Annotated in this window: 23 protein-coding genes and 1 pseudogene; 9 read left to right on the top strand and 15 right to left on the bottom strand. The window is 71.4% G+C overall.

The window, feature by feature from the left end:
• Positions 1–55: 55 nt before the first annotated feature.
• Complete coding sequence (gene uvrB, locus F0344_RS28510; protein WP_185301493.1) at positions 56–2,185, bottom strand: excinuclease ABC subunit UvrB; 2,130 nt, start codon at positions 2,183–2,185, stop codon at positions 56–58.
• A 39-nt stretch (positions 2,186–2,224) separates the two neighbouring features.
• Positions 2,225–3,100, bottom strand: coding sequence for an MHYT domain-containing protein (locus F0344_RS28505; RefSeq protein ID WP_185301492.1), 876 nt, complete (start codon positions 3,098–3,100; stop codon positions 2,225–2,227).
• 215 nt (positions 3,101–3,315) lie between these two features.
• On the opposite strand from F0344_RS28505, the gene F0344_RS28500 reads away from it, so the two are divergent.
• The 3 genes from F0344_RS28500 (at position 3,316) to F0344_RS28490 (ending at position 6,339) form a co-directional block, all read left to right on the top strand.
• Positions 3,316–4,236 carry a glycerophosphodiester phosphodiesterase gene (locus F0344_RS28500; RefSeq protein ID WP_185301491.1) on the top strand — a complete coding sequence of 307 codons (921 nt, stop codon included), beginning with the start codon at positions 3,316–3,318 and terminating at the stop codon, positions 4,234–4,236.
• Between the two features lie 68 nt (positions 4,237–4,304).
• Complete coding sequence (locus F0344_RS28495) at positions 4,305–4,853, top strand: methylated-DNA--[protein]-cysteine S-methyltransferase (protein ID WP_185301490.1); 549 nt, start codon at positions 4,305–4,307, stop codon at positions 4,851–4,853.
• A 145-nt stretch (positions 4,854–4,998) separates the two neighbouring features.
• Positions 4,999–6,339 (top strand): MFS transporter, encoded by a 1,341-nt coding sequence (locus F0344_RS28490; protein WP_185301489.1) that lies wholly within the window; start codon positions 4,999–5,001, stop codon positions 6,337–6,339.
• A gap of 22 nt (positions 6,340–6,361) precedes the next feature.
• Here the strand turns inward: F0344_RS28490 and F0344_RS28485 are convergent, their stop codons facing one another.
• The gene (locus F0344_RS28485) at positions 6,362–6,724 is read right to left on the bottom strand and encodes a cupin domain-containing protein (protein ID WP_185301488.1); all 363 of its coding nucleotides are present in this window, start codon (positions 6,722–6,724) and stop codon (positions 6,362–6,364) included.
• 103 nt (positions 6,725–6,827) lie between these two features.
• On the opposite strand from F0344_RS28485, the gene F0344_RS28480 reads away from it, so the two are divergent.
• Positions 6,828–7,781, top strand: a complete 954-nt coding sequence (locus tag F0344_RS28480) for a pseudouridine-5'-phosphate glycosidase (protein ID WP_185301487.1) — start codon at positions 6,828–6,830, stop codon at positions 7,779–7,781.
• Between the two features lie 17 nt (positions 7,782–7,798).
• Positions 7,799–8,752 (top strand): carbohydrate kinase family protein, encoded by a 954-nt coding sequence (locus tag F0344_RS28475; protein WP_185301486.1) that lies wholly within the window; start codon positions 7,799–7,801, stop codon positions 8,750–8,752.
• Here F0344_RS28475 and F0344_RS28470 read toward each other — a convergent pair.
• The 3 genes from F0344_RS28470 to F0344_RS28460 all read right to left on the bottom strand — a co-directional run bounded on the left by F0344_RS28470 (position 8,749) and on the right by F0344_RS28460 (position 10,639).
• A complete protein-coding gene (locus F0344_RS28470) occupies positions 8,749–9,393 on the bottom strand; it encodes a uridine kinase (protein WP_185301485.1) in 645 nt (214 codons plus the stop codon). The genes F0344_RS28475 and F0344_RS28470 overlap by 4 nt on opposite strands.
• A 35-nt stretch (positions 9,394–9,428) precedes the next feature.
• Positions 9,429–9,890, bottom strand: coding sequence for a cupin domain-containing protein (locus F0344_RS28465; RefSeq protein WP_185301484.1), 462 nt, complete (start codon positions 9,888–9,890; stop codon positions 9,429–9,431).
• A gap of 80 nt (positions 9,891–9,970) precedes the next feature.
• On the bottom strand, positions 9,971–10,639 hold the full coding sequence (locus tag F0344_RS28460; protein ID WP_258050149.1) for a winged helix-turn-helix transcriptional regulator: 669 nt from the start codon (positions 10,637–10,639) through the stop codon (positions 9,971–9,973).
• Positions 10,640–10,724: 85 nt separating this feature from the next.
• On the opposite strand from F0344_RS28460, the gene F0344_RS28455 reads away from it, so the two are divergent.
• Entirely contained in the window at positions 10,725–11,936 is a 1,212-nt protein-coding gene (locus F0344_RS28455) for a pyridoxal phosphate-dependent aminotransferase (protein WP_185301482.1), read from the top strand.
• Positions 11,937–11,960: 24 nt separating this feature from the next.
• On the opposite strand, the gene F0344_RS28450 is transcribed toward F0344_RS28455, so the two are convergent.
• From F0344_RS28450 to F0344_RS28440, 3 genes are all read right to left on the bottom strand, one after another.
• Positions 11,961–13,271 carry an SWIM zinc finger family protein gene (locus tag F0344_RS28450; RefSeq protein WP_185301481.1) on the bottom strand — a complete coding sequence of 437 codons (1,311 nt, stop codon included), beginning with the start codon at positions 13,269–13,271 and terminating at the stop codon, positions 11,961–11,963.
• Positions 13,268–16,195 carry a DEAD/DEAH box helicase gene (locus tag F0344_RS28445; protein ID WP_185302942.1) on the bottom strand — a complete coding sequence of 976 codons (2,928 nt, stop codon included), beginning with the start codon at positions 16,193–16,195 and terminating at the stop codon, positions 13,268–13,270. The genes F0344_RS28450 and F0344_RS28445 overlap by 4 nt, the downstream gene beginning before the upstream one ends.
• A gap of 168 nt (positions 16,196–16,363) precedes the next feature.
• Positions 16,364–17,248, bottom strand: coding sequence for a slipin family protein (locus tag F0344_RS28440; RefSeq protein ID WP_185301480.1), 885 nt, complete (start codon positions 17,246–17,248; stop codon positions 16,364–16,366).
• 204 nt (positions 17,249–17,452) lie between these two features.
• Here F0344_RS28440 and F0344_RS28435 point away from each other — a divergent pair, with 204 nt between their 5' ends.
• Positions 17,453–17,806: a hypothetical protein gene (locus tag F0344_RS28435; protein WP_185301479.1), complete on the top strand. Its 354-nt coding sequence runs from the start codon at positions 17,453–17,455 to the stop codon at positions 17,804–17,806.
• Between the two features lie 9 nt (positions 17,807–17,815).
• Here the strand turns inward: F0344_RS28435 and F0344_RS28430 are convergent, their stop codons facing one another.
• The gene (locus F0344_RS28430; protein ID WP_185301478.1) at positions 17,816–19,030 is read right to left on the bottom strand and encodes an alpha/beta hydrolase; all 1,215 of its coding nucleotides are present in this window, start codon (positions 19,028–19,030) and stop codon (positions 17,816–17,818) included.
• Positions 19,031–19,264: 234 nt separating this feature from the next.
• On the opposite strand from F0344_RS28430, the gene F0344_RS28425 reads away from it, so the two are divergent.
• Complete coding sequence (locus tag F0344_RS28425; RefSeq protein WP_374940123.1) at positions 19,265–20,443, top strand: IS701 family transposase; 1,179 nt, start codon at positions 19,265–19,267, stop codon at positions 20,441–20,443.
• Between the two features lie 220 nt (positions 20,444–20,663).
• Here the strand turns inward: F0344_RS28425 and F0344_RS28420 are convergent, their stop codons facing one another.
• Together F0344_RS28420 and F0344_RS28415 are read right to left on the bottom strand one after the other, a co-directional pair.
• Entirely contained in the window at positions 20,664–21,104 is a 441-nt protein-coding gene (locus F0344_RS28420) for a DoxX family protein (protein WP_185301477.1), read from the bottom strand.
• Positions 21,105–21,168: 64 nt separating this feature from the next.
• Positions 21,169–21,444: pseudogene (locus F0344_RS28415) on the bottom strand (class I SAM-dependent methyltransferase); the annotation flags it as partial.
• Positions 21,445–21,586: 142 nt separating this feature from the next.
• On the opposite strand from F0344_RS28415, the gene F0344_RS28410 reads away from it, so the two are divergent.
• Positions 21,587–21,865, top strand: coding sequence for a DUF6343 family protein (locus F0344_RS28410; RefSeq protein WP_185301476.1), 279 nt, complete (start codon positions 21,587–21,589; stop codon positions 21,863–21,865).
• A 56-nt stretch (positions 21,866–21,921) separates the two neighbouring features.
• Here the strand turns inward: F0344_RS28410 and F0344_RS28405 are convergent, their stop codons facing one another.
• From F0344_RS28405 to F0344_RS28395, 3 genes are all read right to left on the bottom strand, one after another.
• Positions 21,922–22,290 (bottom strand): tetratricopeptide repeat protein, encoded by a 369-nt coding sequence (locus F0344_RS28405; RefSeq protein WP_185301475.1) that lies wholly within the window; start codon positions 22,288–22,290, stop codon positions 21,922–21,924.
• Between the two features lie 100 nt (positions 22,291–22,390).
• Positions 22,391–22,993: a dephospho-CoA kinase gene (gene coaE, locus F0344_RS28400; protein ID WP_185301474.1), complete on the bottom strand. Its 603-nt coding sequence runs from the start codon at positions 22,991–22,993 to the stop codon at positions 22,391–22,393.
• A gap of 53 nt (positions 22,994–23,046) precedes the next feature.
• Positions 23,047–23,967 carry a PAC2 family protein gene (locus F0344_RS28395; RefSeq protein ID WP_374940172.1) on the bottom strand — a complete coding sequence of 307 codons (921 nt, stop codon included), beginning with the start codon at positions 23,965–23,967 and terminating at the stop codon, positions 23,047–23,049.
• Between the last annotated feature and the right edge of the window lie 177 nt (positions 23,968–24,144).

Below are 24,144 nucleotides of genomic sequence, written 5' to 3'. Positions count from 1 at the left end.
GCAGGAGGGCCGGGGGCATTTGTATCGGTCCTGCAACACAGCGGGTGCTCTGCCGTCAGGCCAGCCCCGCCTCCCTCATCTGCCGCAGTTCCTTCTTCAGCTCGCCCACCTCGTCGCGCAGCCGTGCGGCCACCTCGAACTGGAGGTCCGCGGCGGCGGCCCTCATCCGGTCGGTCATCTCCTCGATGATCCCGGCGAGTTCCGTCGCGGGCCGGTCCGTGACGACCGTGCCGTCCGGCTTCGCCCTGCCCGCCGCCGCACCCTTGGCCGACTTGCCTCCGAGCGCGGGAACGGGTGCCTTGGCGCCCTTCGCCTGGCGGTAGCCGGAGCCGAGGAGCTGTTCGGTGTCGATCTCCTCGCGGGCGATGGTCGCGACGATGTCATTGATCTTCTTGCGCAGCGGCTGCGGGTCGATGCCGCGCTCGGTGTTGTAAGCGATCTGCTTCTCACGACGGCGGTTGGTCTCGTCGATGGCCTGCGCCATGGCCGGGGTGATCTTGTCCGCGTACATATGGACCTGGCCCGACACGTTGCGCGCCGCGCGGCCGATCGTCTGGATCAGCGACGTGCCCGAGCGCAGGAAGCCCTGCTTGTCGGCGTCGAGGATGGCCACGAGGGACACCTCGGGCAGGTCGAGTCCCTCGCGCAGGAGGTTGATGCCGATCAGGACGTCGAACTCGCCGGAGCGCAGTTCGCGCAGCAGCTCGATGCGTCGCAGGGTATCGACGTCACTGTGCAGGTAGCGGACCTGGATCCCGAGCTCCAGGAAGTAGTCGGTGAGGTCCTCGGACATCTTCTTGGTGAGGGTGGTGACCAGGACCCGCTCGTCCCGTTCGGTGCGCTTGCGGATCTCGTGCACCAGATCGTCGATCTGGCCCTCGGTGGGCTTGACGACGATCTCCGGGTCGATGAGGCCCGTGGGACGGATGATCTGCTCCACATAGCCGTCGCCGCGCGAGAGCTCGTACTTCCCGGGGGTGGCGGAGAGGTAGACGGTCTGGTCGATCCGGCCGAGGAACTCCTCCCACTTCAGCGGGCGGTTGTCGAGGGCGGAGGGCAGCCGGAAACCGTGGTCGACGAGGGTCCGCTTGCGGGAGGCGTCGCCCTCGTACATCGCGCCGATCTGGGGCACCGTGACATGTGATTCGTCCAGGACCAGGAGGAAGTCCTCGGGGAAGTAGTCGAGGAGGGTGTTGGGGGCGGTGCCGGGTGCCCGGTCGTCGAAGTGCATCGAGTAGTTCTCGACGCCGGAGCAGGTGCCGATCTGGCGGAGCATCTCGATGTCGTACGTGGTGCGCATCCGGAGCCGCTGGGCCTCCAGCATCTTGCCCTGCTTCTCCAGCTCGGCCAGGCGCTGTCCGAGCTCCTGCTCGATGTTGCCGACCGCCTTCTCCAGACGCTCGGGACCCGCGACGTAGTGGCTCGCGGGGAAGACGTGCAGGGACCGGTCCTCGCTGATGACCTCACCCGTCAGCGGATGGAGGGTGGAGAGCGCCTCGATCTCGTCACCGAACATCTCGATGCGGACGGCGAGCTCCTCGTAGACCGGGAAGATCTCGATGGTGTCGCCCCGTACCCGGAAGGTGCCCCGGGTGAACGCCAGGTCGTTCCGCGTGTACTGGATCTCGACGAAGCGGCGCAGCAGCTGATCGCGGTCGATCTCGTCGCCGACCTTGAGCTGGACCATCCGGTCCACGTACTCCTGGGGCGTACCGAGGCCGTAGATGCAGGAGACCGACGCCACGACGATGACGTCACGCCGGGTGAGCAGCGAATTCGTCGCGGAGTGGCGCAGCCGCTCGACCTCCTCGTTGATCGAGGAGTCCTTCTCGATGTAGGTGTCCGACTGCGGTACGTACGCCTCGGGCTGGTAGTAGTCGTAGTACGAGACGAAGTACTCGACGGCGTTGTTGGGCAGGAGCTCCCGGAACTCGTTGGCCAGCTGGGCCGCCAGTGTCTTGTTCGGCGCCATCACCAGGGTGGGGCGCTGCAGCTTCTCGATCATCCAGGCGGTGGTCGCCGACTTGCCGGTGCCAGTCGCGCCGAGCAGGACGACATCCTTCTCACCTGCGCGGATGCGCCGCTCCAGCTCCGCGATGGCCGCGGGCTGGTCGCCGCTGGGCTGGTAGGGACTGACGACCTCGAAAGGCGCCACCGAACGTTCGATCTTCGAAACGGGCCGCATGCAACCACCGTACGACTCACCACTGACAACCGGGTGGGATCACCGGTTCCGTGGCGGCCGGAAGCCCCGTCCCGCGGATGCCCGGTGCGGTGCGTGCCCGCGCTGGGCGGGGATGGCGGAGCCCCGGCCCGTCCGGTGGGCGGCGCGCACCCGCGCGTAGGTGTCACGGTCCGGAGTGCCCATGACCACCAGGGGGTCGAACATCACGATCACCCCGGCGACCAGCAGGAAGGAGAAGGGGCCGGCCAGCATCGGCACGAGCAGCGCGGCGGGGGCGTCGCCGCCGGAGCCCGCCCCGGCTCCGGCTGCCGGGTGGAGATGCACGCTGAGCGCGGCCATGCCGGTGTAGTGCATGCCGCTCACCGCGACGCCCATCACCGCGCTCGCGCCGAGGCTGGGCAGGAAGCCGTGGATGGACACGGCCGCCCAGAGCGCCGTGGTCGCCGCCACGACGGCGATGACGACCGAGAGGGCCACCGTGACCGTGTCGTACTCGAACCGCCCCTGGAGCCGCATGCCGGCCATGCCGAGGTAGTGCATGGACGCGATACCGAGGCCCATGATGATGCCGCCGGTGATCAGTGCCATGCGGGTCGCTCCGCGGTAACCCACAATGAAGATGCCGATACCGACCATGACGATCGCCAGGGCCAGGCTGGCGAAGGTGAGGGTCTTGTCGTAGCCGACCGGTGCTTCCCTGACCGTGAAGCCCATCATCGCGACGAAGTGCATCGTCCATATGCCGGAGCCTATGGAGGTGGCCCCCAGCGCCAGCCAGCCGGCCTTGAAGGAACGCTCGCTGCGCAATGACCGGGTCGTGCAGCGCAGCCCCAGGGCGCCTCCGAGGCAGGCCATGAGGAAAGCGACGCCCGGGGTCACGAGGCCGTAGCTGAATCCGTCAATTGTGCCCTGCATGCTGATAGCCCTTCACGGAAGCCCTGGATCGGGGGGTGCCTCAGAGGGCGGGGCCCGGCGGGCGGACATAGGAATCGCATGGTATCGGCACGGAATACGGCCTGTGATCCGGTACCGAAGGTTCCGTTCACGTGGTGGTCATCGGTGCCGTGTTCTCCGTTGGTGAACGGCTGCCACGCTCGTCGTGCCCGCACCTCCGACCCCGAGGAGAACCCGTGTCCGTACGCACCGTAACCGTCGCGACGACTGTCGCCGCTCTGCTCGGCGGCAGTGCCATGCTGCTGACCGCTTCCCAGACGCAGGCCGCCGGGACGCAGGCCACCGGAACGCAGGCCACCGGAACGCAGGCAGCCCGGACGCACGACGCCCCGGTCGTCTTCGCGCACCGGGGCGCCTCGGCGTACGCCCCGGAGAACACCCTGGCCGCCATCGACGCGGCGGACGACCTGGGCATCGACTGGGTCGAGAACGATGTGCAGCGCACCCGTGACGGTGTCCTGGTCGTCATGCACGACACGAACCTCAAGCGGACCACCGATGCCGAGCAGGTCTTCCCCGGCCGCGCGCCCTGGGCCGTCAAGGACTTCACGGCCGCCGAGATCGCGCAGCTCGACGCCGGCAGCTGGTTCGGGGAGCGGTTCGCGGGCGCCCGGGTCCCGACGCTCGAGCAGTACGTGCGCCGGGTGGAACGCAACGACCAGAAGCTGCTCCTGGAGATCAAGGCTCCGGAGACCTACCCCGGCATCGAGAAGGACACCCTTGCGGTCCTGCGCGACGAGGGCTGGCTCAACTGGCGGCACGTCCAGCACAAGCTGATCATCCAGAGCTTCGGCGCGGCGAGCGTGAAGCGGGTCCACGCGCAGCGCCCCGACGTCATCACCGGTTTCCTCGGCACGCCCCCCGTGGGTGATCTGCCGTCGTACGCGGAGTTCACCGACCAGATCAATCCCAACCACGGCACGCTCAGCCTGGGGTACGTGTCCGCCGTCCAGGCGCTGAAGGGCGCGCACGGCAAGCCGCTCCGGGTGAACACCTGGACGGTCAACGACGCGGCGACCGCTGCCAAGGTCGCCGGATACGGCGTTGACGGCATCATCACCAACTACCCCGACGTCGTGCGGGACGCCACCCGCTGACGAGCCGGGGAGCGGGCGGTCCGCGGCCGGACCGGGCGTTGTCAGAGCCTGGTCGTACCGTGGGCGGTATGAGGAGCACCGAGCAGGATGTGCAGTGGTCCGCTGTCGCGAGCGACATCGGACCACTGCTGCTTGTCGCGACCGGCACCGGGCTGGTGAGCGTGATCTTCCACGCCCGTCCCGCGGTGCGGAAGAAGGCGCTCGAACAGCTGGGTGCACGGCTCGGCTCGGCCCCCGTTCAGGCTCCTCCCGGTTCCGCGAGACTGGCCGCGCCCATACGCCAGTTCGCGGCGTACTTCACGGGTGAGCTGCGCGCGTTCACGCTGGACCTGGACTGGTCGCTGACGTCCGGCTTCAACCGTGAGGTGCTGCGGGAGCTCGCCTGCGGTGTGCCGTACGGGACCGTCGTCGGTTACGGGGATCTGGCGAGACGGGTGGGTCAGCCAGGGGCGGCTCAGGCCGTGGGGGCCGCCATGGGGTCCAACCCGCTGCCCGTGGTGGTGCCGTGCCACCGGGTCGTGGAGAGCGACGGCGGTCTGGGGGGATTCGGCGGAGGGCTGGAGACCAAGCGGCGGCTGCTCGCGCTCGAAGGAGTCCTGCCCCAGCCGTTGTTCTAGGGGCGTCAGGTACAGCGGGCGTTCCAGGGCCGGTCAGTGAGCGGCACGGTGGTGAGCGGCACGGTGGTGCGGACAGGTGGTGCGGACAGGTCCGGGGTCGCACCATCCGTTTTCGTACCTGCGTACGAGCTGGCACACTGCGCCAGTGAAGAAGGCTCTCTCCTCATCTCCGGTCACGGTTGCCGATCTGCCTGCCCTGCAGCGCCGGACGTCCGCCGTTCTCATCGTCAGTCAGATACTCGGCGGCCTCGGCGTGCCCATCGGCATCGCCCTGGCTCCGGTCCTCGCGACGGAGGTGAGCGGTTCCGAGGCCCTTTCCGGTCTCGCGCCGACCGCCTCGGTGGCCGGCACGGCGCTGCTGTCGCTGCCCCTGGCCGCGCTGATGACCTCCCGGGGCCGCCGCCCGGGCCTCGTGCTCGCCTACCTGATCGGTGCGCTCGGCGCGAGTCTCGTCGTCCTCGCCACCGTCGTGGACAACTTTCCGCTGCTGCTGCTCGGAATGGCCGGTTTCGGGGCCGGTTCGTCGGCCAACCTCCAGGCCCGGTTCGCCGCCGCCGACCTCGCGGAGCCGGACCGGCGCGGCCGGGCGATCTCCACCGTCATCTGGGCCACCACGATCGGCTCGGTCCTGGGGCCCAACATCGCGGCGCCCGCGGGCCGGGCCTTCCGCGGCACCGCCATCCCCGAGACGGCGGGCCCCTTCGTGTGGGCGGCAGCCATCCTCCTGCTCACCGGTCTCGTCGTCGCGGTGCTGCTGCGGCCCGACCCACTGCTCACCGCCAGGGCGCTGGCCCCCTCCGGCACCCAGACCGCGGCGAACCGCTCGCTGCGCGCCGGCGTCACCGCGGTGCGCGCCTCTCCGATGGCCCGGCTCGCGCTGGTGACGGTGGCCGTGTCCCACACCGCCATGGTCTCGATCATGGTGATGACCCCGGTCCACCTCGGCCGGCACGGGGCGGACATCCAGCTGATCGGGCTGGTGATCAGCGGACACATCGCGGGCATGTACGCCTTCTCGCCCGTGATGGGCTGGCTGGCCGACCGGTTCGGCCGGCTCTCCGTCATCGGCCTCGCGGCCGGTCTCCTGTCGTGTGCCGCTCTGCTGGCCGGCACCGCGGGTCCCAGCCACGGCCGGACGGCGGCCGGTCTGTTCGTGCTGGGGCTCGGCTGGTCGGCCGGGCTGGTGGCCGGTTCCGCGCTGCTCACCGACTCCGTACCGCAGCCGGCCCGGGCCGCCGTCCAGGGCCTGTCGGACCTGACCATGAACACGGCGGCGGGCATCGGCGGCGTGGTCGCCGGGGTGATCGTCTCCCAGTTGGGTTACGGCTGGCTGAACCTGGTCGGCGCCTGTCTGCTGCTGCCGATGGCCGCGCTTGTCCTGCGGCGGGTGCTCACCGGGCCGGCCGCCGTCCCGGACGGGGCTTCGGACGTACCGGCCGGCGCGTCCGTCTCCGCAGCTCTCCCGGACGCACCCCTCAAGTCCTGAACCCTCCCCTGCCCCCGAGCCCTCAGAGGCTGATGTGGTACGCCTTGCGCAGCGTCTCGTGGACGGTCCAGGTCGTACGGTCGCCCTCCCGCAGCACACAGGCGTCCCCGGGCCCGATCTCCAGCGTCTCGCCGCCCTCCAACGCGACGGTCGCCCGCCCGCTCACCACCACGAACAGTTCGTCGGCCTCGGTGTCGGTGACGACACCGGGCGTGATCTGCCAGATTCCGCGGACCTGCTTCCCGTCGGCGGACTCCCAGAGCACCTTGCCGCTCACCACCGGGTCACCCGAGACCACCTGTGCCGGGTCGAGGGGGTCGGGTTCGAGTTCCGCGTCCGGGATGTGTACGGCGAAGGAGGCCGGAGCCTGATCAAGTGTCGTCATGGCCGGTCACCCTAGCGAGCGCGCCGCGGCCCGCCATCCGCAGGGCATGTGTGCGCGCTCCTCCCGGGGTTTGCGGCCGCCTCCCGCGCGACAGGGATGGTGCATGCCACCCAACGCACCGGAACACACACCCGAGGACGGCGCCCGACGGTACGATCCGGCGTTCTCCGCCGAGGTGGGCGACGCTCTCGCCGACCACCGCCCTGTCGTCGCCCTGGAGTCGACGATCATCGCGCACGGTCTGCCGCGCCCCCGCAATCTCCGGGTCGCCCTCGAACTGGAGGAGCTCGTACGCTCCGCAGGGGCCGTCCCCGCCACGATCGCCGTACTGGACGGCCGGGCCCATGTGGGCCTGGACAAGACACAGTTGGAACGGGTCGCAGGTGACCCGGCGATGCGGAAACTGGGTCACCGGGACCTCGCCCCCGCGCTGGCGACGGGTGCCAGCGGGGCGACGACGGTGTCCGCCACGGCGTTCCTCGCCGCCCGTGCCGGAGTGCGGGTGTTCGCGACCGGGGGGCTCGGCGGCGTACACCGGGAGTGGACCGAGACGCAGGACGAGTCCGCGGACCTGCGTCTGCTCGCCCGTACGGCCATCACCGTGGTGTGCGCGGGGGTGAAGTCGATCCTGGACGTTCCGGCCACCCTCCAGCGTCTGGAGACGCTCGGGGTCGGCGTGCTCGGTTTCGGCACCGCGCACTTTCCCGGCTTTTACCTCAGCAGTTCGGGCGAGCCCGTCGACTGGACGGTGCACACCCCCGGGGAAGTGGCGGAGGTGATGCGGGCGGGGGATGTGCTCGGCGGGCCGGAGGCGGCGCTGATCGTCGCCAACCCCGTACCGGAGAAGGACCAGTTGGATCCTGCCGTCCACGACCGGGTGCTGGCCGACGCGCTCGCCGCGTGCCGGGAGCGCGGCATCGTGGGGCAGGCCGTGACGCCGTTCCTGCTCGACCATCTGATGCGGTACACCGAGGGGGCCTCCCTGGAGGCCAATCTGGCGGCGGTACGCGGGAACGTGGTTCTGGCCGCCCGTATCGCGGCGGCGGCGGCCCGGTGAGCCAGGACGGCGCCCCGGTGAGCGAAGGCGGCTCATCCGGCGGGGGCGGCTCGGCCGGCGGGGGCGGGCTGCTCGTCGTCGGGGACGTGGTCACGGATGTGGTGGTGCGGCACGGTCCGCCGCCGGTCCGGGGTACGGACACGGCGGCACGGATCAGCACGCTGCCCGGCGGAGCCGGGGCCAACGTGGCGTGCTGGGCTGCGCGTTCGGGCTGCCGTGACGTGCGCCTGCTGGCGCGGGCCGGTGCGGATTCCGCGGCCTGGCACCAGGAGATCCTGCACCGCGCCGGAGTCCGGGCCGCGCTGACCGTGGACCAGGAGGTGCCGACCGCCACCGTGGTCGCGCTCGTCGACGGCAGCGCCGAACGCACGTTCCTCACCGACAGCGGCGCGGTACTGCGACTGTGCCCCGCCGACTGGTCGCCGTCACTGCTCGACGGCGTCGCCCACCTCCACCTCTCCGGCTATCTCCTCTTCGCCCCGACGAGCCGGGCCACGGCGCTGCTCGCGCTGCGGGAGGCGCGGCGGCGGGGCGTCCCGGTGAGCGTGGACCCGGCGTCGGCGGGGTTTCTCAAAGGACTCGGAGTCGACCGGTTCCTGGCCACCGTCGAAGGGGTGGACCTGCTGCTGCCGAACGCGGACGAGGCGTGCCTGCTGACCGGCCTGCCGGAACCGGCCGACGCGGCGGCGAAGCTGAGCCGCCACGTCCCCCTGGTCGCGGTCACACTCGGCGACCGGGGCGCCCTGCTGGCCGCCGGGGGAACGGTGACCGCACGGGTCGCCGCCGTACCGGTACGGGAGCCGGTCGACTCGACGGGTGCGGGCGACGCCTTCACCGGTGGCTTCCTCGCCGCGCGCCTCGCCGGGGCTGACGCCACGGAGGCCGCCGCGGCGGCCTGCCGGGCGGGAGCCGAAGCCGTCACGGCGGTCGGAGGACGCCCGGCCCGAGCCGCTCGCCCGGCGGGAGGCTAGGCGGTGTCCAGCCCTGACCAGGCGGGGTGGAACTCGTTGTCGGCCCGCACCACCACGTCCGCGCGCTCGGCGGGCGACACCTCGTCCTCGTACCGCGCGAACGCGGGCAGCGCCCACCGTTCGCTCTCCCCGGTGCGGCGGCGCAGCGCACCGGGCGAGAGCCGCACATGGACGCTCAGGTCGAGCGGGAACCAGTGCCCCAGGAGGAACGGGCCGTCCACGACGAGCACCCCGCCCTCCGGCAGGTGCCGGTACGGGCTCCTGGTGGCCCGGTCCTTCACCGGATCCCAGAAGTCGGGCAGCACCCGCCCGCTGCCACCCGTCTCCAGCGGCGCGAACACCTCGCGCCACAGTGCTCCGGTGTCGAACCAGCCGTCGGCGTACGAGTCGGGGTCCTCCTTGCCGTGCTCGTACCGAAGGCTGGCGGGGCGCAGGAATCCGCTCGTGGGGACGGTCAGTACCGAACGCCCCCGCCCTCTCAGTGCCTCCGCGATCCGTTCGGCGAGTTCGCCGGTGCGGGCGGCGGGGGCGCCGTCGACGGCGACCTTCAGCCAGGGCCCGCCGTCGGCGGGTTCCAGCGCGTCGGCGTGGACGGCGAGGGCTTCGGCCAGCCGGTCCCAGGTGATCGGTTCGAGTCGCACCCCTCCATCATCACCCGGACGCCGGCCGGCCGGTCTCACCCGCAGTCGACCGCCTCGGCGTCGTCGGAGAGCGGGTGGCCTTCGGGAAGCAGATAGGTCACCCACAGCACCACCGGTTCGGTTCCGGCGTTGTGCCCGATGTGCCGGTGTCCGGCTCCGGACGGCTCGATGAACGAGGTGCCCGCGGGTGTCACCTCGACCGAGCAGTCGCTGAGCGTACGGGTCAGTGTCCCCGACTTCACGACGGCGATGAGCTGACCGGCATGGGTGTGCCAGCCCGTCGAGCCGCCCGGCTCGATGGTGATCATCCGGAAGGTCACATCCGCGCGCCCCTTGGGGCTCGCCACCTTCAGCTTGCCCACCGACGTGCCCTTGGCGACGACCGTGCCGGTCACCCCGCTGCCCGGTGTCGCGGTCGCGGCCGTCGGCACGAAGCCGAGCGCCACCACGCACGCCGCGACGAGCACAGCCCTGTGTACGCCTCCACGCTGCCCCATACGGACCCCTCATTCTCCAGTTGTGGCTGAAACGCCTAAGCTACGCGGGAGTTGAGTGGCGGGAAACCTTCGGTACAGGATCATTCACCACGGATTTCGGCGGCGAGCGGGGTGTCGCCGGACACGGTGATCCGTCCGTCATCGACCGCCTCGGCGAGGCTCACTTCGCCGCGCCCCAGCGCCAGGCACAGCGCGGCGTCGAGTTCGATACGGGCGTCCGGGCGTCCGGCCGGGCCGAAGCCGTACACCTCCGCCGCCGGTGCGCCCCCACCGGTCCGTACATGGAACTCGCCCTCGTCCAGGGATACTTCGACCACGCCCGCATGCGTCAGGCCGTCCAGGGCGCGCAGCAGCGGCAGCGCGAACCAGTGCGCGCGCACCGCGTCGGTCGGCCGGCGCTCGTCCAGCGCGTGCGCTCCCCACCCCGCGAGGGCCGTCAGGACCGGCAGCAGCCCCTGACCGCGTTCGGTCAGCTCGTACACCGAAGCCGGCGCCGGCGGCGGCAGCCGTCGGCGCACGGCCAGGCCGTTCTGCTCCATGTCCCTGAGCCGGGAGGCGAGGACGTCCGTGCTGACACCCGGCAGATCGGCGTGCAGATCCGTGTACCGGCGTGGGCCGCCCAGGAGTTCGCGGACGATCAGCAGCGTCCACCGGTCACCGACGGAGTCGAGGGCGCGGGCGGTGGCGCAGAACTGGTCGTAACTCCGGCGGCGGACCGGCCGGACGGCCGGCTGTTGCTGACGTGGCATGAGACGCAGTCTAGACATGTTGTTGGACTTTCCAAGCTCGGACTTGGTAAAACCAAGTATCGCAATCGCGTCGGGGAGGCACCGCATGGAGTTCCGGCAGTCCAGCAAGCTCAACGAGGTCTGTTACGAGATCCGGGGCCCGGTCATCGAGCACGCGAACGCCCTGGAGGAGGCGGGGCACAGCGTGCTCCGGCTGAACACGGGCAATCCGGCGCTCTTCGGCTTCGAGGCTCCCGAGGAGATCGTCCAGGACATGATCCGGATGCTCCCGCAGGCACACGGCTACACGGATTCACGCGGCATCCTGTCGGCGCGGCGCGCTGTGGCACAGCGCTACCAGGCGATGGGGCTGACCGAGGTCGGCGTCGACGACATCTACCTCGGCAACGGCGTCTCCGAGCTGATCTCCATGGCCGTGCAGGCGCTCCTGGAGGACGGCGACGAGGTGCTGATCCCGAGCCCGGACTTCCCTCTGTGGACAGCGGTGACCACGCTCGCGGGCGGCAAGGCCGTGCACTACGTCTGCGACGAGGGCGCGGACTGGAATCCGGACCTCGTCGATATGGCGGCGAAGATCACGGACCGCACCAGGGCCGTCGTGATCATCAACCCGAACAACCCGACCGGCGCCGTCTATCCGCGCGAGATCCTGGAAGGGATTCTCGACCTGGCCCGCAGGCACGGACTGATGGTGTTCGCCGACGAGATCTACGACCAGATCCTCTACGACGACGCCGAGCACCACAGTGTGGCGGTCCTCGCCCCCGACCTGGTCTGCCTCACGTTCAGCGGACTGTCGAAGACGTACCGGGTGGCGGGATTCCGCTCGGGCTGGATGGTGGTCTCGGGACCTCGGCAGCACGCCCGCAACTATCTGGAGGGGCTGAACACCCTGGCGTCGATGCGACTGTGCCCCAACGCACCCGCGCAGTACGCCATCCAGGCCGCGCTCGGCGGCCGGCAGTCGATCAGGGAACTCGTCGCCCCGGGCGGGCGGCTGTACGAGCAGCGCGACCGGGCCTGGGAGAAGCTGAACGAGATTCCGGGGGTGTCGTGCGTCAAGCCGAAGGGCGCGCTCTACGCGTTCCCCCGCATCGACCCGAAGGTCCACCCCCTGGTCGACGACGAGAAGTTCGTCCTCGACCTGCTGCTGCGGGAGAAGATCCAGGTGGTGCAGGGCACCGGCTTCAGCTGGCCGCGCCCGGACCACTTCCGCATTCTGACCCTCCCGCACGTCGACGACCTCGACGCGGCGATCAGCCGTATCGGCCGCTTCCTGAGCGGCTACCGCCAGTGAGACCGTCGGCTCCGGGTGGCGTGGTCAGCCGCCGAGCAGTGCGCTGAGCACACCCACGGGGTCGTTGTCCGGGACGGCGCGGGGCCACCAGTCGTCCTCGCCCGGGTCCGACTCGTAGCCGTACCAGCGGCCGTCGTGGCCGAAGCGGAGCTGGAGGGTCCCCCGCGGGTGCGTGAGGTGGCTGCGCCACGGCTGGAAGCGCGGGAAGTCCGCCGCCGCGAGGGCGGGGCGGGCCCGGTCGAAGGGACCGGCCGGAGGGTCCCAGGGAGTCTCCAGAACGGCCAGTCCCTCGGCGCCGCCCTGCCGCCAGGCAGCCACGGCGCGTGCGAGGTCGGTGGTGGTGCGGCCGGTCGCGTACGCCAGCTCGCGGTAGAGGGCCCGGGTGGTGGCGGTCAGTCCGGCGGTGGGGCGTGACGCGGCGAGGCGCACGGCGTCCTGCCAGGTGGTGAGACCCGCGAGAGGGTCGGCGCCCGTGGTGAGCAGCGCATGGGCGCGGGCCGCCGCGTCCGTGGCGAGGTGGTCCAGGGACAGCGGGTCGCGCGCGCCGGGCAGGTCGGGGTACGAGGGGGGCTGGCCGGGATGCGGCGGAACCGGCAGGGGCGCCGGCAGCGGGGGCAGGAAGCGGTCGGCCACGGCCTCACGGGCCGGGACCGAGGGGGTCGCCGGCGCGGCGGGCCGTTCGCGGGCGGAGTGTTCCGCGTTGCGACGGGCCAGCTCGTCGAGGAGTTCCCGCTCTCCTCTGCCGCGCATCAGCAGGAGGACGAACGGATCCGTGTCGAGGAGCCGTGCCGTCTGGAAACAGAGCGCCGCCACGTGCTTGCAGGGCCAGCCGTGGTCGGGGCAGGAACAGTCCGGGTCGAGATCGCCCGCGGTCGGCAGCAGCCGGATTCCGGTCTCCCCCGCCGTCTCGACCAGGGAGTGCGGCATCTCCTTGCCGAGCAGCGCGGAGAGGTGCCCCGGCCGGGCGGCGACGGCGTCGAGGAAGGTGTCCCAGTCCGCGTCGGAGAACGTGCGCAGGCGCAGCTCCGCACGGTAGGGGCGGGGGCGGCTGCCGTGGACGTAGGCGATGACCCGGCCGGGGGTGACGGTGATCGCGGCGACATGACCGCCGTCCGCGTACGTGCGTCCGCGGGAGAGCCGTCCCTCATCCATCGACAGGGACTCCAGGGCGTCCACCCAGGCGCGGCCCCACCAGCTGTCCGCGAACGGCCCCTCGTCCTCCCGGGTGCGGGCCGGAACCGCTTCGAAGGTGCGCCGCAGATCGTCGGGGCCCGGACGGGAGCGGGGCGCCGTCTGCGAGCGGGACGCGGGGCGGGCGGCTGGGCGGGGACTCATGCGGGCCTCCGCAGAGAGACGAGGTCGGCCAGGTCCCGGTCGCTGAGCTCGGTCAGGGCTGTCTCCCCCGTACCGAGGACCGCGTCCGCCAGGGCCCGTTTGGACTCCAGCAGCTCACCGATGCGGTCCTCGACCGTGCCTTCCGCGATCAGCCGGTGCACCTGTACCGGCTGGGTCTGGCCGATGCGGTACGCCCGGTCGGTGGCCTGTTCCTCGACGGCCGGGTTCCACCAGCGGTCGTAGTGGATGACGTGGGCGGCCCGGGTGAGATTCAGTCCCGTTCCCGCGGCTTTGAGGGAGAGCAGGAAGACGGGGACCTCGGCGGCCTGGAAGCGGTCCACCATCCGCTCCCGCTCGGGCACCGGCGTACCCCCGTGCAGCAGTTGGGAAGGGACGGCGCGCGAGGCGAGGTGTGCGGAGAGGAGCTTGGCCATGGTCACGTACTGGGTGAAGATCAGGACGGAGCCGTCCTCGGACAGGATCGTGTCGAGGAGTTCGTCGAGCAGGGCGAGCTTGCCCGAGCGGCCGGTGAGCCTGGTCGGCTCCTCCTTGAGGTACTGCGCGGGATGGTTGCAGATCTGCTTGAGCGAGGACAGCAGCTTCATGATCAGTCCGCGGCGGGCGATGCCCTCCGAAGCCTCGATGTGCGCCATCGTCTCGCGCACCGCGGCCTCGTAGAGCGTGACCTGCTCCCGGGTGAGGAAGACGGCGTGGTCGGTCTCGGTCTTGGGCGGCAGTTCGGGTGCGATGCCCGGGTCGGACTTCTTGCGGCGCAGGAGGAAGGGGCGGACCAGCCGGGAGAGCCGCTCGACCGCTTCCTCGTTGCCCAGGCCGGCCGCCGTCCCCGTGTTCTCGACGATCCGGGCGTGCCGGGCGCGGAACGCCTTGAGGGGGCCGAGCAGTCCGGGGGTCGTCCAGTCGAGAAGGGCCCACAGCTCCGAGAGGTTGTTCTCCACGGGGGTGCCGGTGAGGGCGACGCGGGCGGGGGCCGGGATGGTGCGCAGCGCCTTGGCGGTGGAGGAGTGCGGGTTCTTCACGTGCTGGGCCTCGTCGGCGACGACGAGTCCCCAGGTGTGCGCGGCGAGCTGGGCCGCGCTGGAGCGCATCGTGCCGTACGTCGTCAGGACGAAGCCGTCGTCGGGCTCCGCGAGGGACCTGTCGGTGCCGTGGAAGCGGCGGACGGGGACACCCGGCGCGAAACGGTTGATCTCCCGGTGCCAGTTACCCAGGAGTGACGCCGGGCAGATGACCAGGGTGGGCGCCGAATGGGCGCGGTGCAGGTGGAGCGCGATGACGGTGATCGTCTTGCCCAGGCCCATGTCGTCGGCGAGGCAGCCGCCCAGGCCGAGGGAGGTCATCCGGTCCAGCCACGCGAGCCCGCGCAGCTGGTAGTCGCGCAGGGTCGCGTCGAGACCTGGCGGCGGTGGAACGGTGGCCTCGTCGGAGATGATCCGCGCACGGAGCGCGGCGAGGGCGCCGACCGGCACCGCGTCCACCTGCTCCCCGTCGACCTCGGCACTGCCGGTGAGGGCGACGGCCAGGGCGTCCACCGGGTCCAGCAGGCCCAGTTCACGCTTGCGTGCCTTGCGTACGAGTGCGGGGTCGACCACCACCCACTGGTCACGCAGCCGCACCACGGGCCGGTGCGCCTCGGCCAGCGTGTCCATCTCCGCCTCGGTGAGCGGTTCGTCGCCCAGCGACAGCTGCCAGGCGAAGGCGAACAGCTGCTCGGCGTCGAAGAACGAGGTGCCGTCGGTGGCGGAGCCCGGAGCGGTCCTGACGACGGCGGCGGCGGTGAGCGAGCGGGCCAGCTCGCGGGGCCAGTGGACGGTGACGCCCGCGCCCGCCAGCCGCGCCCCGGCGTCGCTCAGCAGCTCGTACAGCTCGTCCTCGGTGAGGGCGAGCACATCGGGGACCGGCTGGTCGAGAAGCCGTTCCAGCGGGGACCAGACTCGGGCGGCGCGGCGCAGCGCCAGCACCGCGTCGATCCTGGCCCGGGGGCCGAACGCGTCGCCTCCCCCGTCGTGCCACAGGGCCGCCGCGTCGATGACGTACGTCGGGTCGGCCAGGCTGTGGACCTGGGTGATGGCGGCGGCCGCATGCCGGGCGGCGGGCGCGCTTTCGCTCCGGTCGTCGCTGTCCGCGTCCGCGCTTCCGTCACCGTCGGTGCCGTAGGTGCCGGTGCGGTCGGTGGTGTCGGTGGTGTCGGTGGTGTTGAACAGCTCGTACGCCGACAGGTCGAGGCGCAGCGATACCCGGACCCCGGCGTCCAGACCCGCAGCCACCTCGACGGCCCAGGCGCGCGCGCCCGGCAGGTGCTGTGCCTCGCGGGCGGCGAAGGGCGCCCCCATCGCGTACGCGGCGGCCGGTGTACGGGGCAGGGTGTCCGCGACCGCGTCGAGGAAGGAGCCCAGCAGGGCGGCCGGTTCCGGGACCTGGAGCGGCGTACGGTCCGGGAGCGGGACCGCGTGCCCTTCGGACGGCATTGCGGCGGCTACGGCTCTGAGGTGGGCCACGTCCTCGGCGTCCCTCGGCCCGGCCCGCCAGGCGTCGTGGTCGTCGGCCGTCAGTCCGGGCAGGAGCCTGCCGCGCGCCACCAGATTGAGCGCGTGCAGCGCGGCCGCGCCCCAGCAGCGGGTGGCGGGGTGGGCGGAGGCGAGGTACCTCGCGCGGACGAGGAGGGGTACGGCGTCGGCGAGGGGCATCAGCACCGCCTGCACGGTGTGCCTGTGGACGCCGTCCGTGCCGTGGCGCCGGACGACGGTCAGTTCGGCGGCCGTACAGGGCAGTCCTTCGACCGCGGCGGAACTCTCGCCTTCCGGGTCCCAGAAGGCGATCCGGCCGTCCCTGGGCAGGGACCCGGGAAGGAACACGGCGGCTCGGCGCAGCAGCCGGTCGACGCCCAGGCTCTGTTCGTCCCGCACGCCCCGCGCGCGCCACCGGTTCCGTTCGTCCCGCTCGTTGCGCACCCTCACGCCGCCCCCCTTCTGCCTCGATTCGCGGCGTAACGCTTATGACCAGCGAGTCTAGGCGGGTGGTCTGACAACGAGCCCCGCCCCGGTCCTCGCGGACCGGTGCGGGCCGGGGCGTTCTCAGTGCGAGGTGAGCCGCCCGGCATCGGGCGTCGTCGGCACCGGCGCGGCGGCGTCCGGCGGTTGCTGGGGCCGGACCGGGGGCTGCGGCTTCTCGCCGAGCTGCTCCCGGGCGGGCTCCTGCTGCTGCGCGGCCCGCTCCAGGAAGCGGAGGAGTTCGACGGGGAACGGAAGGACAAGGGTCGAGTTCTTCTCCGCCGCCACGGCGACGACGGTCTGCAGCAGTCGCAGCTGGAGCGCGGCCGGCTGCTCCGACATCTCCTTGGCGGCCTCGGCGAGCTTCTTGGACGCCTGGAGCTCCGCGTCGGCGTTGATGACCCGCGCACGCCGCTCCCGGTCGGCCTCGGCCTGCCGGGCCATGGAGCGTTTCATCGTCTCCGGCAGGGACACGTCCTTGATCTCGACCCGGTCGATCTGCACACCCCAGCCCACGGCCGGGCTGTCGATCATCAGTTCCAGCCCTTCGTTGAGCTTTTCGCGGTTGGACAGCAGATCGTCCAGGTCGCTCTTGCCGATGATCGACCGCAGCGATGTCTGCGCCATCTGCGAGACCGCGAAACGGTAGTCCTCCACCCGGATGACGGCGCTCGCCGCGTCGACCACCTTGAAGTAGATGACCGCGTCGACCCTGACCGTGACGTTGTCCCTGGTGATGCCGTCCTGTGCGGGCACGGGCATCGTCACGATCTGCATGTTGACCTTGCGCAGCCGGTCCACCACGGGAACGATCATGGTGAAGCCCGGCTCGCGCACCTCGCGACGGAGCCGGCCGAGCCGCAGCACGACCCCCCGCTCGTACTGTTTGACGATCCGGGCGGCCGCCACCAGGTAGGCCACGCCGGCCAACCCGGCTCCCACTGCTGCGATCAAAAGCTCCTGGACCATCACGGCCCCCTGCCAGCCGACCTGGAAATGTTCCTGTTACCACGATATGCCCTACTCGGATGCTGCCCGAACCTCCGTCCGTGCAGCCGCCCCCCGGCCGGCCGTACCCCGGGTGCCGGACCGTCGGGGAGCGGGCAAGGTGGCCAGCGCCAGCATGTCTCCGTGACGTCAAGATGCGCCGGACGAGCAGACGAGGACCCGCCCATGTCCGTGACCGTGCCCGATCGCCACCGTCGACGCCGTCTCGGCGTCGCAGCCGGAGCAGCGCTCCTCACCCTGACCGTCTCGGGCTGTTCCGGCCTGGGGCGCACCGCCGTCGGGCCGGTCACCTACACCACCGAGCGACACGCCGTGATCTCCGTGCACAGCCCGAGCGTGCGGGGCTGCCACCGGATGCCGCCGGGCGCCCACGAGGTCCACAACGGCACCCTGGTCGATATCGTGCTCTACCGGTCCCGCAACTGCACCGGTGGCGACACGACGTATCTGGCGACCAATCTCACCGACTTCACCGAGCCCCGCACCGGCCCGTGGCGGAGCTACACCGTCGTCCACTGAGCAGGCGCGCTACCGCAGCAGGAACTCCTCGGCCGCCTTCGCTCCCCCGTCGGATCTGCTCTGCGTCGAGTGCCCCGCGCCGTCGATGACCGTCAGCCGGGCGCGCGGCTGTCCCTCGGCCAGCCGACGGGCCCAGGCGGGCGGCGTGGACAGGTCGCGCTCACCGGACAGGAGCAGCACCGGCATGGACAGCTTCCGGTCCGGCACGGACGAGCCGGGACGGGAGGCGGGCCAGGGGAGGCAGGTCTGCGGGATTCCCTGCTCGGCCGCGGTTCTGGGCTCGAAGGGCCAGACGTCACCCGGCCCGATCCGCCGTACCGCGCCGTCCAGCGCGGCCCGCCGGCCGGCGAGGGGGGCGGAGGCGTCGCCCCAGGGCCACGCGGTGTCCGCGCACAGCGTCGCCGCGTGCAGCCCTGAACTGAAGTCCTCCGGAGGCATGCCATCGGATGCCTGGAAACTCTCCACCAGCTTCCTGAGCGGGCCGGGGTCGCCGCCGGCCGAGGTGTGGATGGCGTCGAGGATGCCGAGATCCGGGTTGGTGAGCTTCGGGTCGATGATGCTCGCGACGACCAGCAGGTTGAAGACACCGGTGCCGTTGCCGTCACGGCGTACGACCTTCGCGACGTCCTCGGCAGGGTCGCCACCGCAGGACTGCTCCTCGCACGCGGTACGCAGCACCGTGGCGGCGTGTTTGAGCGACGCTTCATAGAGTGCTCCCGCCCCGTCCAGCGGCACCACCGAGTCGAGTACGAGCCTCTCGACGCGGCGGGGGTGGGCGAGGGCGTACCGCCCGGCGGTGAAGGTGCCGTACGAGACTCCGTCGACCGCGCCCCACGAGCGGATCCCCAGCGCGGTGCGCAGATCCTCCAGGTCGGCGACGGTGTCGGCGGTGGTGTAGAAGTTCCGCTTCCCGCCGAGCCTGCGGGCGCAGTCCCGTACCGCCGCGGCGGTGGGTGGGACCGTGTCGCTGCTGCCGACCTCGCTCTGGAGCGCGGGGCAGTCGATGGCCCCCGCGCCGGTACCACGCTGGTCGATCATCACCAGGCGGTACTCGGCGAGTGCCTTCGGGAGCCGCTTGCGGATGGTGGGGGCGATGGACACCCCGGGCTGGCCGGGGCCCCCGGTGAGGAAGAGGAGGGTGCCGCGTGGTGCGTCGGAGCGGCCGGCGGTGAGCACCTGGAGTGTCAGGGTGGCGCCGGACCTGCCCGTGCGGTCCAGTGGCACCGTCAGACCGGCGCAGGTCGCGTCCGCCTGACCGGGACACGGCCGCGGATCACCCAGAGCGGGGCGGGAACCCGGTCCGGCGGAGGTCTCGGCGGCCCCTTCCGGTGCCGGACCCGCGCACGAGAGGACGGCGAGGGCTGTTGCCAGAGCCGCGCAGGCGAGGGCTAGTACTGCAACCGCATCTGCCGTGACTGGTGCTGGATTGGCTCGTTGTTCCGACTGTGCGATGAATCGTTGACGGTTGAGCAGGTCGAGTCGTGGTCCGAGGGGATAGCCGGGTTCCATGCTCGGTTCGCCCACCGTTTTGGCAGGTCGGAGCCCCGCGAGCGGGCGTCGGACTACCTGAACGGGTTGCTCGCGCCGCTTGAGAAGAAGAACGGGTGGACGCTGTCGGAGCAGGTCGGGCAGTTGCGCCCCGACGGCGTCCAGCGCCTGCTCAACCACTCCGACTGGGACGAGAACGCGGTCCGCGACGATGTGCGGGACTTCGTCGTGGAGACCATCGGTGCCAAGGATGCGGTGCTGATCGGCGACGACACCGGCTTCCTGAAGAAGGGCACCAAGTCCGCCGGTGTCCAGCGTCAGTACACCGGCACAGCCGGCCGCACGGAGAACAGCCAGATCGGAACCTTCCTGGCCTACGCCTCCGCCAGGGGGCGGGCGTTGATCGACCGCGAGCTCTACATCCCCGTCTCCTGGACGGATGACCGTGACCGCTGCCGCGCGGCCGGGATCGACGACGAGGTCCCCCTTGCGACCAAGAACGAGCACTTCAAGTGGATGCTGCAACGCGCCATCGACGCGGGTGTCCCATTCGCGTGGGTCACCGCTGACGAGGCATACGGGCAGGTCAAGCACCTGCGAGTGTGGCTGGAGGAACGTCGGGTCGCGCATGTGCTGGCCACGAAGGTCAACGACACCGTGATCACCGCGCAGGGGGCGGACGCGCGGGTGGACCAGCTGGTGGCCGCGCTGCCCCGCCAGCGGTGGAAACGGATCTCCGGCGGGGCCGGCGCGCACGGTGAGCGGATCTACGACTGGGCGCGTGTCGCGATCCGCCCGTCCTGGGAAAACGGCTTCGGGCACTGGGTGCTGGCCCGACGCAGCGTCAGCGACCCGAGCGAGATCGCCTACTACGTCTGTTACGGCCCGGTCGCCTCCCGACTGAAAGACCTGGTCAAAGTGGCTGCCGCGAGGTGGGCGGTGGAGGAGTGCTTCCAGACCGCGAAGGGAGAGTGCGGCCTGGACCACTACCAGGTACGGCTCTACCGGGCCTGGTACCGCCACATCACCCTGGCGATGGCCGCCCTTGCCTACCTGACCGCCATCCGCGCCACAGAAGCCACAAAAGGGGCACTCTCGACGACGAGCAAGACCTCATACCCCTCAGCGTCCCGGAGATCCGCCGACTGATGGGCCACGTCGTCGTCACGCGCCACTGCCACAACAACGAGCACCATCTGCACTGGTCACGCTTCCGACGACGCAGCCAGGCCCGTGCCCGCCGCTCCCACTACAAACGCCGAGGCCACATTCTCCAGATGCGGTTGCAGTACTAGGCGGTGGGCCATGGCTGAGTCCCCCGGAGATTCGGTCGCGCGCGTGGAGCGGAAGGGCATCCGCCCCACCGTACTTATGCGCGCCGGCTCAGAAGCGCAAGGAGCCGCGTCGTCAGGTGGTGCCGGTCGCGGGCGATCAGCGCGAACACGACGACGAGCACGGCGGGCATGACCGCGAGCGGCGGGTCCAGGAGCGTCAGCTGCACGATCGAGGCGCCGGCCGACAGTGCTGCCAGCCCGATCGCCGCCACTCCGGACAGCAGGGGGATCAACAGGGCGACGGCGCCCGCCGCCTCCAGTCCGCCGATCGCGTACATCGCGCCGGCGCCCCAGCCCATCCGGTCGAAGGACTCCACCGCCGACTCGTGCGCGATGAGCTTGGCGAACGCGCTGAACGCGAAGAAGAACGCGAGGAGGAAGCGGGCTCCGGTCAGCACGACGGCACCCGGGCCACGCTTCGGTCCGGCGGGGGACGTGTCACCGGGGGAAGCGGCGGCGCGGGTGGTCGCAGACATGACAGTGGTCTCCTCGGGGCTTCGTGGGGCGGGGAAGCCGGTGTCGCGCTTCCGCCGCGTTACGGCTCTGTACGGTGCGTGCTCCCCGTACGCACTCCAGCATCTGCGGCGATTCGTCGACGGCGGTCACCCGGAAGCCGCGTGCCACCAGCGGGTGGGTCACCCGGCCCGCCCCGCAGCCCAGTTCCAGAATGCTCGATCCGGCGGGCACGGCGGCCTCGATCACCTCGGGTTCGTCGCCGGCGGACAGGCGGGAGTAGAGCTCGACCGCGCAGCCGTCCGGAGTGATGGTGCCGGGCCCGGTGCCTGAATGCCCCTCACGTACCAGTTCTCCGCTCATGCTCAGCGGAACGTACGAGGGGGTGGCGCCCGTTCCCCGCCGACGGAGCCGTCGACACGCGGCGGACCCGGCCGGTCACACTTCGTCGCCGCACTTTTCCGCGACGGTCCGGAGGTCCATCCTGGAAGGTGAGGCGATGTGTATGCGTACCGGCAGTGAACCCGCGACCGCCCGCAGCCCGCTGCGGATGCGACTGGCCCTGGCCCTGTTCGGCCTGGTCTGGGGCGTCTTCGGCCTGGTGGCCTTCACCCTGACCGACCGGGTGGGGTGGGCGGTGGCCTGCGGCGTCCTGGTGGCGTTGACGCTCACGGACGTCTGCGTCGTCATCCATCGCATCCGGCAGGGGCCTCACTACCAGCCCGGCCGCGACGTTCCGCCGTACGAACCCGATCACGGCGGCCGCGGCGGGCCCGGTCGCTGAGCCCGCCCGTCGGCAGCCCGGTCGCCGAGCGGCACCGCGCGGCCCCAGGTGCCGGCTCAGGCCCGTTCGTCGAAGCGCGCGGCCCGCAGATACTCCGGCTTCGGGTCGAGCGCCGCGGCGAGCCGGAAGTGGCGGGTGGCCTGCTCGGGGCGGCCGGCCCGCTGGAACGTACGGCCCAGGGCGAAGTGGGCGAACGCGTTGTCCGGCTCACGCTCCAGTACGAGTTCGAACTCCAGCTCGGCCGGGCGCAGTTGAGCCGCCGCGAAGAACGCGCGGGCCCGCAGCAGCCGGGCCGCGGTGTTCTCGGGATGGGCCGCTATCACCGAGTCGAGCAGCTTGACGGCGCCCCGGGGGTCGCGGGCCGCGAGCAGGTGCCCGGCCGCCCGGAAGTCGATGACATGGGTCTGCGGGTTCGTCTCGGGCACGGTCGCGTCCTTCCCCTCGCTCGCCCGGGCTCCGACGTCCGGCCGGTGCACGGTATTCCGTGCGGCCGGACCGCCCTCGCCAGGGGCGGCGTGCAGCGGCTCAGCCGGCCGCCGGGCGCTCCAGCAGCTGCGACCAGACCTTGCGGACCTGCGGCTCCAACGCCTCCAGCGGCCCGTCGTTGTCGATGACCAGGTCGGCGACGGCCCTTCGCTGCTCGCGTGTCGCCTGCGCCGCCATACGGGCGCGCGCATCGGGCTCCGTCATCCCGCGCAGCCGCACGAGACGGTCGAGCTGGGTCTCGGGGCTGGCGTCCACCACGACGACCAGGTCGTACAGGGGCGCGAGGCCGTTCTCGGTGAGGAGCGGGACGTCGTGGACGACGACGGATCCGGGGCCCGCCGCCCGCTCCAGCTCGGCGGAGCGTGCGCCGACCAGGGGATGGACGATCGCGTTGAGCGCGGCGAGCCGGCTGGGGTCGGCGAAGACGATCGAGCCGAGCGCGGGCCGGTCCAGGGTGCCGTCGTCGTTCAGGATTCCGGGACCGAAAGCCTCTACGACGGCCGCGTGCCCGGGCGTTCCGGGCTCGACGACCTCCCGCGCGATCCTGTCGGCATCGATCAGTACGGCGCCGAGACCGGCGAACAGCCGCGACACCTCGCTCTTGCCGGCGCCGATACCGCCGGTCAGGCCCACTTTCAGCATGACCGGCAGCCTAGTGCCTGCCGTCCGGATCGCGCCGGGGACGTCGGGGCCCGTCAGACGTCGCCCTCGCGCTCGGCGAGGAACCGCTCGAACTCGAGGCCGATCTCGTCCGCGGACGGCAGATCGACGGGCTCCGCCACGAGACTGCCCCGGGTCTCGGCGCCCGCGACCGCGTCGTACTGGTGCTCAAGTCCCTCGACGAGCGTGACGAGTTCCTCGTCGCCCTGGCCGATCTGCCGGTCGATCTCGGTCTGTGTGCGGTGCGCCTCGGTCCGCAGCGTGTGTGCGACGCTCGGCAGGACCAGGCCGGTCGCGCCGGTGATCGCCTCCAGCGCGGTGAGCGCGGCATCGGGGTACGCGGAACGGGCCACGTAGTGCGGGACGTGCGCGGCCACGCCCAGGACGTCGTGCCCCGATTCCATCAGGCGGTACTCGACGAGCGCCTCCGCCGATCCGGGCACCTGTGCCTCGTCGAACGGGCTGCGGTGGCCGGGCATCAGGTCGGTGCGGTTGCCGTGCGGGGTGATACCGACCGGGCGGGTGTGCGGGACGCCCATCGGGATGCCGTGGAAGTTGACCGCGAGGCGCACACCGAGCCGCTCGACGATCTGCTCCACGGCGACCGCGAACCGCTCCCACTCCACGTCCGGCTCGGGACCTGACAGCAGGAGGAAGGGCGCTCCCGTGGCGTCCTGGACGACGCGGACGTCCAGCGTCGGGGTCTCGAACGACGCCCAGCGGTCGCGCCGGAACGTGAGCAGCGGGCGCCGCGCGCGGTAGTCGACGAGCCGGTCGTGATCGAAGCGCGCCACGATCTGGTGGGGCAGCGTCTCAAGCAGGCCGTCGACGATCTGCTCGCCGGTCTCACCCGCGTCGATGTATCCGTCGAAGTGGTAGAGCATGACCAGCCCGGCCGACTCCTGGGCGAGCGCCATGTCGACGACAGCCAGGCCCTTCGGCTCCCATTCATACAAACTCTGCGGATCAAGCACGGTTACCGCTCCTCCTCGTATTCCACCGGAAGAACGTCTCCGGAGGCACGGGCATTCCCAGCTCTGTACCCGTTTCCCGGCCGCTCAGGCCGGAACGCGGGCACCCGGCGCGGAAGTCGGCTCCCGGGCACGGGCATATCACGGGCACCTCACTGGCCG

It is taken from the genome of Streptomyces finlayi, from assembly GCF_014216315.1.
Classification (GTDB): Bacteria; Actinomycetota; Actinomycetes; order Streptomycetales; family Streptomycetaceae; genus Streptomyces; species Streptomyces finlayi_A.
The sequence above is the reverse complement of the archived record's forward strand: the minus strand, read 5'-3'. Positions and strand labels throughout refer to the sequence as shown.

Bases quoted from the DNA above. Each gene is read 5' to 3' on its own strand.
- uvrB (WP_185301493.1), bottom strand. From the start codon at position 2,185: ATGCGGCCCGTTTCGAAGATCGAACGTTCGGTGGCGCCTTTCGAGGTC.
- F0344_RS28505 (WP_185301492.1), bottom strand. From the start codon at position 3,100: ATGCAGGGCACAATTGACGGATTCAGCTACGGCCTCGTGACCCCGGGC.
- F0344_RS28495 (WP_185301490.1), top strand. From the start codon at position 4,305: ATGAGGAGCACCGAGCAGGATGTGCAGTGGTCCGCTGTCGCGAGCGAC.
- F0344_RS28485 (WP_185301488.1), bottom strand. From the start codon at position 6,724: ATGACGACACTTGATCAGGCTCCGGCCTCCTTCGCCGTACACATCCCG.
- F0344_RS28480 (WP_185301487.1), top strand. From the start codon at position 6,828: ATGCCACCCAACGCACCGGAACACACACCCGAGGACGGCGCCCGACGG.
- F0344_RS28465 (WP_185301484.1), bottom strand. From the start codon at position 9,890: ATGGGGCAGCGTGGAGGCGTACACAGGGCTGTGCTCGTCGCGGCGTGC.
- F0344_RS28460 (WP_258050149.1), bottom strand. From the start codon at position 10,639: ATGCCACGTCAGCAACAGCCGGCCGTCCGGCCGGTCCGCCGCCGGAGT.
- F0344_RS28455 (WP_185301482.1), top strand. From the start codon at position 10,725: ATGGAGTTCCGGCAGTCCAGCAAGCTCAACGAGGTCTGTTACGAGATC.
- F0344_RS28450 (WP_185301481.1), bottom strand. From the start codon at position 13,271: ATGAGTCCCCGCCCAGCCGCCCGCCCCGCGTCCCGCTCGCAGACGGCG.
- F0344_RS28440 (WP_185301480.1), bottom strand. From the start codon at position 17,248: ATGGTCCAGGAGCTTTTGATCGCAGCAGTGGGAGCCGGGTTGGCCGGC.
- F0344_RS28435 (WP_185301479.1), top strand. From the start codon at position 17,453: ATGTCCGTGACCGTGCCCGATCGCCACCGTCGACGCCGTCTCGGCGTC.
- F0344_RS28420 (WP_185301477.1), bottom strand. From the start codon at position 21,104: ATGTCTGCGACCACCCGCGCCGCCGCTTCCCCCGGTGACACGTCCCCC.
- F0344_RS28410 (WP_185301476.1), top strand. From the start codon at position 21,587: ATGCGTACCGGCAGTGAACCCGCGACCGCCCGCAGCCCGCTGCGGATG.
- coaE (WP_185301474.1), bottom strand. From the start codon at position 22,993: ATGCTGAAAGTGGGCCTGACCGGCGGTATCGGCGCCGGCAAGAGCGAG.